This window comes from Ruegeria sp. AL7 (genome assembly GCF_056536105.1).
Genome location: NZ_JBQFJF010000001.1, coordinates 841,070 through 853,572, shown reverse-complemented (window position 1 = coordinate 853,572; position 12,503 = coordinate 841,070). Strand labels below are relative to the sequence as shown.

At 57.3% G+C, this 12,503-nt stretch carries 12 protein-coding genes; 7 read left to right on the top strand and 5 right to left on the bottom strand.

What is annotated here, in order from left to right; all coding sequences use genetic code 11:
* Positions 1-208: 208 nt before the first annotated feature.
* The 5 genes from ACR3E2_RS04245 to grxD all read left to right on the top strand — a co-directional run bounded on the left by ACR3E2_RS04245 (position 209) and on the right by grxD (position 6,057).
* Positions 209-2,455 carry a mechanosensitive ion channel family protein gene (locus ACR3E2_RS04245; protein WP_480481097.1) on the top strand — a complete coding sequence of 749 codons (2,247 nt, stop codon included), beginning with the start codon at positions 209-211 and terminating at the stop codon, positions 2,453-2,455.
* A gap of 180 nt (positions 2,456-2,635) precedes the next feature.
* Positions 2,636-4,795 carry a phosphoribosylformylglycinamidine synthase subunit PurL gene (gene purL / locus ACR3E2_RS04240; RefSeq protein WP_480481099.1) on the top strand — a complete coding sequence of 720 codons (2,160 nt, stop codon included), beginning with the start codon at positions 2,636-2,638 and terminating at the stop codon, positions 4,793-4,795.
* 135 nt (positions 4,796-4,930) lie between these two features.
* Positions 4,931-5,167 (top strand): BolA/IbaG family iron-sulfur metabolism protein, encoded by a 237-nt coding sequence (locus ACR3E2_RS04235; protein ID WP_267363417.1) that lies wholly within the window; start codon positions 4,931-4,933, stop codon positions 5,165-5,167.
* 250 nt (positions 5,168-5,417) lie between these two features.
* Positions 5,418-5,708: a hypothetical protein gene (locus ACR3E2_RS04230; RefSeq protein WP_480481101.1), complete on the top strand. Its 291-nt coding sequence runs from the start codon at positions 5,418-5,420 to the stop codon at positions 5,706-5,708.
* Complete coding sequence (gene grxD, locus ACR3E2_RS04225) at positions 5,695-6,057, top strand: Grx4 family monothiol glutaredoxin (RefSeq protein WP_480481103.1); 363 nt, start codon at positions 5,695-5,697, stop codon at positions 6,055-6,057. Before ACR3E2_RS04230 ends, grxD begins: the two co-directional genes overlap by 14 nt.
* A gap of 6 nt (positions 6,058-6,063) precedes the next feature.
* Here grxD and ACR3E2_RS04220 read toward each other — a convergent pair whose 3' ends face one another.
* From ACR3E2_RS04220 to ACR3E2_RS04210, 3 genes are read right to left on the bottom strand one after another with little or no spacing between them, the layout of a single operon-like run.
* Positions 6,064-6,411, bottom strand: coding sequence for an MliC family protein (locus tag ACR3E2_RS04220; protein WP_480481105.1), 348 nt, complete (start codon positions 6,409-6,411; stop codon positions 6,064-6,066).
* A complete protein-coding gene (locus ACR3E2_RS04215) occupies positions 6,408-6,803 on the bottom strand; it encodes a cell division protein ZapA (RefSeq protein WP_480481107.1) in 396 nt (131 codons plus the stop codon). The genes ACR3E2_RS04220 and ACR3E2_RS04215 overlap by 4 nt, the downstream gene beginning before the upstream one ends.
* Entirely contained in the window at positions 6,803-7,546 is a 744-nt protein-coding gene (locus ACR3E2_RS04210) for a hypothetical protein (protein WP_480481109.1), read from the bottom strand. Before ACR3E2_RS04210 ends, ACR3E2_RS04215 begins: the two co-directional genes overlap by 1 nt.
* 236 nt (positions 7,547-7,782) lie before the next feature.
* Between ACR3E2_RS04210 and tkt the strand changes: the two genes are divergently transcribed.
* Positions 7,783-9,807 carry a transketolase gene (gene tkt / locus ACR3E2_RS04205; RefSeq protein ID WP_480481110.1) on the top strand — a complete coding sequence of 675 codons (2,025 nt, stop codon included), beginning with the start codon at positions 7,783-7,785 and terminating at the stop codon, positions 9,805-9,807.
* 45 nt (positions 9,808-9,852) lie between these two features.
* Here the strand turns inward: tkt and ACR3E2_RS04200 are convergent, their stop codons facing one another.
* Positions 9,853-10,275: a hypothetical protein gene (locus ACR3E2_RS04200; RefSeq protein WP_480481111.1), complete on the bottom strand. Its 423-nt coding sequence runs from the start codon at positions 10,273-10,275 to the stop codon at positions 9,853-9,855.
* Positions 10,262-11,221 carry a DUF808 domain-containing protein gene (locus ACR3E2_RS04195; RefSeq protein ID WP_480481112.1) on the bottom strand — a complete coding sequence of 320 codons (960 nt, stop codon included), beginning with the start codon at positions 11,219-11,221 and terminating at the stop codon, positions 10,262-10,264. The genes ACR3E2_RS04200 and ACR3E2_RS04195 overlap by 14 nt, the downstream gene beginning before the upstream one ends.
* 181 nt (positions 11,222-11,402) lie before the next feature.
* On the opposite strand from ACR3E2_RS04195, the gene gap reads away from it, so the two are divergent.
* Positions 11,403-12,404, top strand: coding sequence for a type I glyceraldehyde-3-phosphate dehydrogenase (gene gap / locus ACR3E2_RS04190; protein WP_267363431.1), 1,002 nt, complete (start codon positions 11,403-11,405; stop codon positions 12,402-12,404).
* The last annotated feature ends 99 nt before the right edge of the window (positions 12,405-12,503 follow it).

Here is a 12,503-nt window from a genome sequence, read left to right as displayed (position 1 = left end):
CAATCTGACCCCTAAATGAGCACTCGAAGGCGGTGATGCTGAAACGCTCATCATCTTCATACCTCCCTGTTGGACTACGGCCGAGCTTATTGCTCGGCCTTTTTTTTGCTCTAGGCGTTGCATCAAGTCAGCGAAAGCTCTGGGAAAAATACACGCATAGGCATATGATCCCAAAAAAACGAGATAATTTCGTGTTCGAGGGAGAATCATGTTCCACCCATTCCGCCTTATGTTGGCGATTGTCTGCACTCTATTTTTGGCGGTTCCGCTTTATGCGCAAGATACCGGCTCAACTTCTTCAGTGACCATTCCGGACGATCTAACACCTGAGCAGGTCGATGGTCTGGTTGCCCGCATGTCAGATGACCAGGTGCGCGCCATTCTGTTAGAGCGCCTTGATGCGGTCGCCGAAAAGCAGGCTGCCGAGAAGGCGAACGTGGAAGACCCGCTGACCGAAATCAGTGAGATATGGGCCGAGATGGTCTCGTCCTGGACACATGTTCTGACCACGCTTCCCAATATTGTCACGGCACAGATAACTGCGTTTGGCAATTTCAGCGACACGTTTGGAACGTCCGGCGTCCTTACCCTGTTTGGGCTTATTCTTTCTGTGTTGATTGCGGGTTTCATAGCCGAGAAACTGTTCATTTTCCTGACCCGTCGCTGGCATGAAGCGACCGAAGTTGGGGATGAGGCCGATCTCAGGGGCGCCATCAGTTACCTGTTCCGCAGGTTCTGCCGCGAAATTGCCGGGCTGATCGTGTTCTATGTTGTCATTCGCGCGATTGGTCGCGGGCTTCTGACACCCGAACAGATCACTTATGCCGCTCCGTTTGTTTTCTATCTGATCTGGATTCCACGCCTGGGGGCTGCGGCCTCACGTTTTGTTCTGGCACCGGAGAAGCCAAAATATCGGCTGGTGAGTATTGACGACCATTGGGCAAAATATCTGCATCGCAATCTGATCGGGCTGTTGATCCTGATCGGGTTCACACTGTTTGTTGTGCGATTCAACGCCCTAAATGGTATCACAGGGGACGACACACGCATCGCCTTCTGGCTGAATGCGGCAATCCATGTCTATATCGCCGTCATCGCTTGGACCGCGCGCGACGGGTTGTCTCAGATGATGCTGGGAACAGACCCGGACCGCACAAAATTCGATGAAGAAGTTGCGCATTATTATCCCTACTTCGCCATTGGCGTTTCGGTGACAATCTGGCTGCTGGTCGAATTCCTGGTCGCGCAACGCGATCCGTCGACGCTCAGATTGCTTGGAGGTGGTGCGCATTTCACAACCATGTTCTGGTTGCTGATTGCCCCTGCCCTCGACACTTTGATCCGCGGGCTGGTGCGCCACTTGCAGCCGCCAATGTCAGGAGAAGGCCCGCTGGCCGAACGCGCTCATCGCGCGGCCAAGCGCAGCTATATCCGGATTGGGCGGGTTATTGCGGGTTTGGTCGTGGTTTTCATGATCGCCCGCACGTGGCATCTTGACCTGCGCAATGTCGCCTCGGCCGGTGTCAGTGCCGAAGTTGGCGGCGCTGTCATTGAATTCCTTCTGATCATTGCGGTCGGCTACATCCTGAACGAGGTTGTTTCACTATGGATCAACCGCAGGCTGGCCAAGGAACAGACCGCAGCTGAAGCAGTCGACGAGGAAGCAAGCGGTGAAGGCGGCGGTGCCGGGGGCTCTCGTCTGGCGACGGTTCTGCCGCTGATGCGGATTACGGCCCAAGTCACAATTTCGGTAATCTTTGGCCTGCTGGCCTTGGGTGCGCTGGGTATCAACATCACACCGCTTCTGGCCGGTGCCGGTGTTCTGGGTCTGGCCATCGGCTTTGGTGCTCAGAAACTGGTGGCGGATATCGTCGGTGGTGTTTTCTTTCTGGTCGATGATGCCTTCCGCGTCGGCGAATATGTCGATGTGGGCGGAACCACCGGAACGGTCGAAAAAATCTCGATCCGTTCAATGCAACTGCGTCATCACAGGGGGCCTGTGCACACAATCCCTTATGGTGAAATCCAGAAGCTGACGAATTACAGCCGTGACTGGGTGATTATGAAGCTGAAGTTCACCGTGCCCTTCGATACCGATCCCAACAAGGTCAAGAAAATCTTCAAGAAGATCGGGGCCGAGATGATGGAGGACGAAACCCACAAAGAAGGCTTCCTGCAACCCTTCAAGTCTCAGGGTGTGTTCGACTTCGACGATGTGGGCATGATCATTCGCGGTAAATTCATGGCCAAACCGGGCAAGCAGTTCACCTTGCGCAAGGAAATCTTCAACAAGGTCAAGGCCGAGTTCAAGGCCAACGGCATCGACTTTGCCCGCCGCGAGGTGCGCGTTGCAATTCCCGGGCTGGAAGAGGTCGAGCATCTGACGCCCGAACAGAAGACTGCTGTTGGCGCCGCAGCTGCTGCCGAGGTCAACAAAGACCAGGGATCGGCGTAACCTTCGGGGTTTACGTCGGCGATTTGCAGCAGGACTGCTGTACGGTTATTCGGAACCGGCTGTGATGCCGGTTCCGTTTTTCTTTGAAAGACGCGACCTGCGCCGACTTGACCCTTTCCACACGCGCGTGCTTGCCCTACAAGGCGCGCAATCTCGGCCCACTTGGACACAGGACAGAAGATGCAAGAGCCCGCCATCACACCCGATCTGATTGCCGCACATGGGCTCAAGCCCGAGGAATATGACATGATCCTCGAGATCATCGGGCGTGAACCGACCTTTACCGAGCTTGGCATTTTCTCGGCTATGTGGAACGAACATTGTTCTTACAAGTCGTCGAAGAAGTGGTTGCGCACTCTTCCGACCTCAGGGCCTCAGGTCATTTGCGGACCGGGCGAGAATGCCGGTGTTGTGGATATCGGCGACGGTCAGGCCGTTGTTTTCAAGATGGAAAGTCACAATCACCCGTCTTACATCGAGCCCTATCAAGGCGCGGCAACGGGTGTCGGCGGCATCCTTCGGGACGTGTTCACCATGGGTGCCCGCCCGATCGCTTCGATGAACGCGCTGTCCTTCGGTGAACCCGGCCACCACAAAACCCGCCAGCTGGTCAACGGCGTGGTCGAAGGCATTGGCGGCTATGGCAACTGTTTCGGTGTGCCTTGCGTTGGGGGCGAGGTCCGCTTTCACCCGGCTTACAACGGCAACTGCCTTGTGAACGCCTTTGCCGCCGGTTTGGCCGACAGCGACAAGATTTTCTACTCTGCCGCGTCGGGCGTGGGAATGCCTGTGGTTTATCTGGGTGCCAAGACCGGACGCGACGGTGTTGGCGGCGCGACGATGGCCTCGGCCGAGTTTGACGACACCATCGAGGAAAAACGCCCTACTGTTCAGGTGGGTGATCCCTTCACCGAGAAACGCCTGATGGAAGCAACGCTTGAGCTGATGCAGACCGGTGCCGTGATCTCGATTCAAGACATGGGTGCTGCGGGCCTGACCTGTTCCGCGGTTGAGATGGGCGACAAGGGCGGTCTGGGCGTACGTCTGGATCTGGAAAACGTCCCCCAGCGCGAAGAGAACATGACAGCTTATGAAATGATGCTGTCCGAATCTCAGGAACGCATGCTGATGGTTCTCAAACCCGAACTTGAGGCCGAGGCCCGCGCCGTGTTCGAAAAATGGGATCTCGATTTCGCAATCGTTGGCGAAACCATTGCCGAAGACCGCTTCCTGATCATGCACAACGGTGAGGTCAAGGCCGATCTCGTCCTGTCCAAACTGTCTTCGACCGCGCCCGAATATGATCGCCCTTGGGTGCCGACGCCCGAAGCCGAAGAACTGGCTGAAGTGCCTCAGATCGACCCGATTGACGGCCTGCGCGCCCTGCTATCGTCGCCCAACTACGCGGGCAAGCAGTGGGTTTATGAGCAATACGACACGATGGTGATGGCGGATACAAACCGGACACCGGGCCTGGGTGCGGGTATGGTGCGCGTGCACGGCACCGACAAGGTGCTGGCGTTTACCTCTGACGTGACCCCGCGCTACGTCCGCGCCAACCCGGTTGAAGGCGGCAAACAGGCGGTGGCCGAAGCCTACCGTAACCTGACGGCTGTTGGGGCGAAACCGTTGGCTACCACCGACAACCTGAACTTCGGCAACCCGGAAAAGCCCGAAATCATGGGCCAGTTTGTTGGCGCTATTCAGGGCATCGGCGCCGCAGTCGGCGCGCTGGATATGCCGATCGTGTCCGGCAACGTGTCGCTGTATAATGAAACCGACGGTCAGGCGATCCTGCCCACCCCAACAATCGGCGCTGTCGGGCTGCTGAACCACAGCGATGAAATCATCGGCAACGAGGTGCGTGAGGGTCACGTGGCTTTGGTGATCGGTGAAACCAAAGGCCATCTGGGTCAGTCAGCCCTTCTGGCCGAAGTCTTCAACCGAGAAGATGGCGACGCGCCGCATGTGAATCTGGACGCTGAAAAACGCAACGGTGATTTCATTCGCGCCAATCGTGGAATGATCAAGGCCTGCACAGACCTGAGTGATGGCGGCCTTGCGCTGGCGGCCTTCGAACTTTCCGAGGCCGCCGGGGTTGGCGTGTGCCTGGATGATGCACCGACGGAATTCCTGTTCGGGGAAGATCAGGCGCGGTATCTGGTCGCGTGCAACTTTGATCAGGCCGAGGCGTTGATGATCGCGGCGGGTCAGGCAGGTGTGCCGCTGGTCTCGGTTGGCCGTTTCACCGGCGATACGATCAGGATCGGCGGCTCGGAGGCCTCGTTAGAAGACTTGACGGCCATTTTCCGCAACAGTTTTGCCGACGCCGTCGCCTGATCAGGCTGAATAAAACTCGCTCGAAACCTGCGCCCTGAATAAGCGCAGGTTTCGTCGTTTTGGCGCATTCATGTGCACTTGCGCGCCCGGTTCAGGCGCTCTACATCTTTGGAAAGACCTTCAGGAGTTACCTACATGCCGATGAGCGCCCATCAAATCGAACACCTGCTGCGAGAAGCTTTTCCTGACGCGGATATTCAGGTCGGCGGCAACGACGGTGTTCATATGTCCGCCATGGTGGTGGACGAAAGCTTTCGCGGCAAAAACCGGGTGCAGCAGCAACGCGCGGTTTATGCGGCCCTGAAGGGCAAGATGGATGGCCCGGATGGAGAGCTGCACGCACTGGCGTTGACGACGAAAGTGCCTGAGTGAGTGCAACGTTTTGGGCATATGCAATTTGGAGCGCCGTTTTTGTCGCGGTTCTCGGAATTTATGTGCTGGCAATATTTCTGCGAAGCCGATCGACGAGAAAACCCAATACGCGCCGTCCCAAAGGAGCGACACCCAGCCAAAACTCAAGCGTGGTGACGTCGACAACAGGTACAGGCAGGGGTGGCCATGTAAGCACCGTGGTCATCCCACGTGACCCCCAGGCCTACGCAAAAGCGATGGTTCCCAAAAAATGAGTTCATGGCAGGTTTGGATATCAGCAATCGCAGCCTTGATAGTTGCCGCCGCGCTGATCGAAGCCTATGTGAAGCGGAACAGAAAACGCAACCTCGCCGACATGCGTCCAGATCCGGGTAAACTCAGCAAAGTGGGCGGCCTTGAGAGATACGGGCTTGATCCGGTGAAAATGGCGCAGGCCGAACACCGGCGGCTTGAAACGGAAGGATGGGCACCCAGTTTGCCCAGTGATGGAACAATCCCCGCAGATGCGGATGAAAAGGAAAAACAAGATGACCGACGTTAAGACCCAGATCGACCAAACCGTCAAAGCCAACGATGTGGTGCTGTATATGAAAGGCACTAAGGAAATGCCGCAATGCGGGTTCTCCTCGCGCGTGGCTGGCGTGTTGAACTACATGGGCGTTGAATACACGGATGTGAACGTTCTGGCCGATGAAGAGGTGCGTCAGGGGATCAAGGATTATTCCGACTGGCCCACTGTGCCCCAGCTTTACGTCAAAGGTGAGTTTGTTGGCGGCTGCGATATCATAACCGAGATGACTCTGTCGGGCGAACTGGATGCGTTGTTCGACGAAAACAACGTCGGCTACAACAAGGAAGCAGCCGACAAAATTCGCGAAGCAAACGCGTAATCCAGCCTAACGGCTGGAACAACCCCGGTAGATCTCCTGCTCAACGGCGGCGCCTGCCGCCAAATAGCTTACGGACGCGTCCCACCCTTTCGAGCGCAGGATGTAGGTTCCACCATCACCAATGGATTCGTAGCGGATACCAGACCCGCTTTGGACCTGACGCATCACAACCAGAGAATTGTCCACCAAGGTTGCCGCTGCACCCGTACTGTCCGGCGCGTTGAAATAGGTGACAGGCAGCGGTATTCCGTTCTCGCAGGTGAAAGTGACAGACAGAATATCGATTTCAGCCAATGCTGTTGTCGCGGGCGTAACCAGCGCCGCCGCACAGATGAATTTGCGCAGGAACCTCATCGTGCCTTTTTCTCCTCAACTACTGCGGCCAGTGCTTCGGCCCGTGCGGCCAGTTCGGCCAGCGTATCCGTAACGGATGGCGGAACCACGGCCACTTCGATGCGCTCAGGTTCGGGCGCCGGGGCGCTTCGCAGCGCCTGAAGCTCGGCTTCGGCTGCGGCCAGTTTCCCTTCGAGCGATTTGACCTTGTCCTCTGTCGCCGCAGTCTTGTCGGCCAGCATCAATCCGGCCATCAGCAACATGCGGGATTCCGGCATACGACCGATCTGATCGGACAACACCTGCGCCTCGTCGTCCAACACTTTGGCAGCAGCGTGCAGAAAGGGCTCTTCCCCGTCCCGGCAGGATACGTCAAAACCGCGCCCGCCGATATGAATGGTCACTTCGGGCATTACTCTACCTCACCTTCAACAAGTTTCGCCTGCGACAGCAGAGGTTCCAACCTTGCAAGAACGGCCTGCGCTTCGGCGGCGTCTGACGCCTGTGCCGCGCGCGTTGCTTCCAGTTCCGCGACGGTGGCCCGGTTCAGCAGCTCGGCATCTGCGACACCTTCGGCGGCGGCGGCGCGCAATTCGTCTATCGCAGTGCGCAACTGCTCGTTTGCCTTGCGCATCCGTTGCAGATCGTCGTCCAGCCGCGACATTGCAGCGCCGTGGCTGGTCCGTTCAGCGCGCAGCATCTCAAGCTCGGCGCTCAGGTCGTCGACGCGGACAGTGTCTGACAGTTCTTCCTTTAGACGGCTGTTTTCCGCCTTCAGCGCCTCCAGCTCGGTGCTATTGTCCAATGCGGCCTTGGCTTCGGCCAATTCAGCGCGCGCGGCTTCGACCGATGCGATTTTCGCACGGGCTTCTTCCAGCTCGGATCGCAGAGCGTCTGTTTCGGCTGTATCGGCCGGAGCGGTTCGCAACTCCTCAAGATCGGCACGCAACCCGTCCACTTCCTGTTCGTGCTGTTCCTTCAGGGTTCTCAGACGTTCCTGAAGCTGCGCGTTCGCAACTTTTTCATCTTCAAGCGCTGCCTGGAGGCCGTCATCTGGCCGGGCATCTACGGTCGCACCGCCCAATGCGTCGACGCCCGCTCCGATACGGTCCATCGCCGCAATAATGCGGTGCTGTAATTCCTCAAGTTGGCTCATGCCCCTGTCACCTCTTTATCAAGGTTCATTCTGTCGCGAAGCGATCCGAATCAAAATCGAATCCCGCCTGCCGCCAGTCTAACGGAATGCGACAGAAAATACCCACTGTTTGCTTTCAACCACTTGGGCCGCGCACTTCAAGCAATCCAAGCGGATAAACCCCGGTTCTGCTTGCACTTTGAGTGCTGAGTGGTATTGAGCCCGCAATCTGCTTTTTATCCAAAGGAACAACGCCCGTGGACCTGACTGCGCTGCGCAATGCCAACCCCGAACACTGGGACAAAGCTGCGGCCATCCGCACATTGACCCTTGATGCCGTCGCCGCTGCAAACTCCGGACATTCCGGTATGCCCATGGGCATGGCTGATGTCGCCACCGTCCTGTTCGAAAAGCATCTGAAGTTTGACGCCTCGGCCCCGAACTGGCCGGATCGCGACCGCTTCATCCTGTCCGCAGGCCATGGTTCGATGCTGGTTTATTCGTTGCTGTACCTGACGGGATATGCAGATGTGACACTGGAGGAGATCAAGAATTTCCGTCAGCTGGGCGCAAAAACCGCAGGCCACCCCGAAAACTTTCTGGTCGCTGGTGTTGAGACCACGACCGGCCCGCTGGGTCAGGGTATCTCGAACGCCGTGGGCTTTGCGATGGCCGAAGAAATCCAGCGTGCACATTATGGCAAGAAGGTTGTTGACCACTATACCTATGTCATCGCAGGCGACGGTTGCCTTATGGAAGGCGTAAGCCAGGAGGCAATCACGCTGGCCGGTCGTCACGAGCTGAGCAAGCTGATCGTCTTCTGGGATAACAACAACATCACCATCGACGGCACCGTCGATATCGCGGACCGCACCGATCAGGTTCGTCGCTTTGCGGCCTCGGGCTGGCATGTGATCGAAATCGATGGTCATGATCCCAAGGCCATCGACGCGGCCATCGTTCAGGCGAAGAAGTCGAACAAGCCGACCATGATTGCGTGTAAAACCCACATTGCTTTGGGCCACGCGGCGCAGGACACGTCAAAGGGGCACGGCGCGCTGACCGATGCGGATCAGCTGAAGGACGCCAAAATGGCCTATGGCTGGGCGCATGATGCGTTTGACGTGCCTGCCAATGTCAAATCCGCATGGGAAGCCATCGGATCGCGTGGCGCTGCCGAGCGTGCGGAATGGGAAGCGCGTTTTGCACAACTGTCCGAGCGCAAGCAGGCTGAGTTCACTCGCGCTTATGCGTTCGAGGCCCCCAAACGTCTGGCCGGAGCCATTCGTGCCTTCAAAAAACAGATGTCCGAAGATCAGCCAAAACTGGCCACCCGTTCGTCGTCGGAGAAGGTCCTGAACGTTGTGAACCCGATCATGACCGAAACCGTTGGTGGTTCGGCGGACCTGACCGGATCGAACAACACAAAATCGGCTGATATGGGTGTATTCCTGCCGGAAAACCGCAAGGGCCGCTACATCCACTACGGTATCCGTGAACACGGCATGGCGGCGGCGATGAACGGTATGGCCCTGCATGGTGGTATCCGTCCCTATGGCGGCACGTTCATGGCCTTCACAGATTATGCCCGCCCGTCCATGCGCCTGGCGGCACTGATGAAGATCCCGTCTGTCTTCGTAATGACTCATGACTCGATCGGTCTGGGCGAGGACGGCCCGACCCACCAGCCGGTCGAACACCTGGCGATTTCGCGCGCAACACCCAACACTTTTGTGTTCCGCCCCGCTGACACCATTGAAACCGCCGAGGCATGGGAACTCGCGCTGACCTTCAAGGACAGCCCGTCGGTCCTTTCGCTGACCCGTCAGGGTGTTCCAACGGTACGTACCGAGCACAAGACCAAGAACCTGACCGCGCAGGGTGCTTACGTTCTGGCCGAAGCAGAAGGCAAGCGTCAGGCGATCCTGATTGCCACAGGTTCCGAAGTGTCGCTGGCCATGGAAGCCAAAGCGATGCTCGAAGCCGAAGGCATCGGCACCCGCGTCGTCTCGATGCCCTGCATGGAGCTGTTCGCCCAACAGGACGAAGCCTACCGCAAGCGCGTCCTTCCGGCAGGTCCGGTCCGCGTTGGCATCGAGGCTGCGGTTCGTGCTGGTGGTTGGGATCGTTGGTTGCTGGGTGAACGTGGCCGCGAAGCCAAAGCCGGGTTCATCGGCATGTCCAGCTTTGGTGCCTCGGCCCCTGCCGGTGAGCTGTACAAGCATTTCGGCATCACCGTCGAAGCAACCGTGGCCAAGGTCAAGGAATTGTTGGGGCTGTAAATCAGTCCCATCTGATCGAGCAAAGGGCGGCCTTGGCCGCCCTTTTCATTTGGGTTCAGCCTTAACCCGAAGTGCAAGTTCTTCATAGGCTTTCAGAGCGTAATCCAACCGCAACTCATACCGTCCTTGCACCACCACTTTCTCAGGTGCTTGCAGGCCGAGGCAAGACAACGCTTGGCGAAGATGTGTTCCAGACAGCGGGACATAATTAGCCGATTGACCCACTAAAGCGTTGTAAAAGCGTCCCCCGAACCAACGGCTACGCTCCTGCGCCCTGAAAGCGGAATCAACACGAAAATGCAAGAAACTGAGAAGCTCGGATTCATCGAATGGGACTTCGTCGGCCGCAACATTCAAAGCAGAAATAATTGTGGATCTGCCTTTTGATCCGCGCGTGCCCACTTTTCGAATAAGCGGGCCATCGATGGTCGTGCCCAGACGGTAACGGGTCAATTCAGTGTTTCGCATTCTTACTTAACAGTGGTGCTATGATCCGGGTCGCAACAGGGATCAAAACCAATCCCCAAGCCAAACCAAATACGCCATCCATCGTGGCCTTGGATACCCACTCAACCGCACCAACCCATTGATCAGACACAGAATGCCCAATTGCATAGGCCCAATCATGGATATGATGGCCCAACCATCCAAAGCCCAACACCTCCATCCCGTGGATCACAATTGACCCGCCGACCCACAGCATCGCCGCAGTTCCGACAACGGACAATGTTTTCATCACCCCGGGCATTGCCTTGACCAACCCTCGGCCCAGACCGCGACCGATAGGTGTTGGCGCGTTCTGCGCCAGATAAAGCCCAACATCATCCATCTTCACGATCAGAGCCACCGACCCATAGACGGCCACCGTCACGCCGATCCCTACAACGGCCAGCGTCGCGGCCTGCATCCATAGGTTCGGGGCTTCAATCGCCGCCAGTGCAATGGTCATAATCTCGGCAGACAGAATAAAATCGGTCTTGATCGCGCCCTTGACCTTCTGCTCTTCCAGATGGCCAGGGTCCCGGTTTTTCATATCCTCTTCAATGACATGGCTACCATGAGGAAACAGGACGTGAAAAATCTTCTCGGCGCCTTCAAAACACAAATATGATCCACCCAGCATCAACAGGGGGGTAATCAGCCACGGGGCGAAATTGGCCAGCAACAAGGCCACCGGCAACAGGAGTATGATTTTGTTGAAAACCGAACCGCGCGCGATACGCCAGATGATCGGCAATTCGCGCGCCGGGGCAAAGCCCTGAACGTATTTCGGTGTCACTGCGGCGTCGTCGATGATCACTCCCGCAGTCTTGGCCCCAGCCTTGCCCGCCGCAGCCACGACATCATCCACCGATGTCGCCGCAACCTTGGCGATCCCGGCCACATCGTCCAACAAGGCCAAAAGACCACTCATTGCGTTTCCTTTCCCTTTCGCTGCCGCATCTGGACCCTACCTGATCCAACGGCTAGCGCAAGCGTTAGCGCAACCGTCGCAGGTTTGCGCTAACACCTTAAAAATATGCCGTTTTTGCCCTTTTGAGATTCCCATTTCGCCGCTATATGGCCCTCAACGCAAGCGCATCAGGAGACGTCACATGACCATCAAGGTCGGTATCAATGGTTTTGGCCGTATTGGCCGCTGCACCCTGTCGCACATCGCCGCGTCGGGGCGTAACGACATCGAAGTGATCAAAGTCAATGCAACCGGCCCATTGGAAACCTCTGCGCATCTGCTGAAATATGACAGCGTTCACGGGCGTTTCCCGCGCGAAGTTTCGATCGAAGGCAACACAATGGATCTGGGCCGTGGCCCGATGCAGATGTTTTCGACCTACGATATGAATGAACTAGACTGGGAGGGCTGTGACGTCGTTCTGGAGTGCACCGGTAAATTCAATGACGGCAACAAGGCCAAAACACATCTGGATCGCGGTGCAGGTAAGGTGCTGCTGTCCGCCCCCGGTAAGAACGTGAACAAGACCATCGTTTTTGGTGTGAACCACAACACCCTGACCGCGAACGACAACATGGTGTCGAACGGCTCCTGCACCACAAACTGCCTGGCCCCGCTTGCCAAGGTGCTGGACGAAGGTGTCGGCATTGAACACGGTATCATGACCACCATTCACGCCTATACCGGAGACCAGCCCACGCTGGACCGTCGTCACAGTGACCTCTATCGCGCCCGCGCTGCCGCGATGTCGATGATCCCGACCTCAACCGGTGCTGCCAAAGCTTTGGGTGAAGTTCTGCCAAACCTGAAAGGCCGTCTGGACGGGTCCGCCATCCGGGTCCCTACCCCGAACGTTTCTGCGGTTGACCTGACCTTCCGCGCGTCGCGTGACACTTCGGTGGCCGAGATCAACGCAATCGTCGAAGAAGCAGCCAAAGGGCCGATGCAGCGTGTTCTGGGATATGAGCCCGCACCGCTGGTATCAACCGATTTCAACCACACCGAAGAAAGCTCGATCTTCGCACCCGATCAGACCCGCGTCGTCGATGATCGCATGGTGCGCGTGCTGGCCTGGTATGACAACGAGTGGGGTTTCTCGGTTCGCATGGCAGACGTAGCCGTCGCCATGGGTCGCCTTAACTGACCTTTCGGACTTCGCTTGTACGTTGGTGCCCGCTCAGGTTATCTGGGCGGGCATTTTCGTTCGGAACCGACATGAACAATCAAATCGCTATCTGGCTTG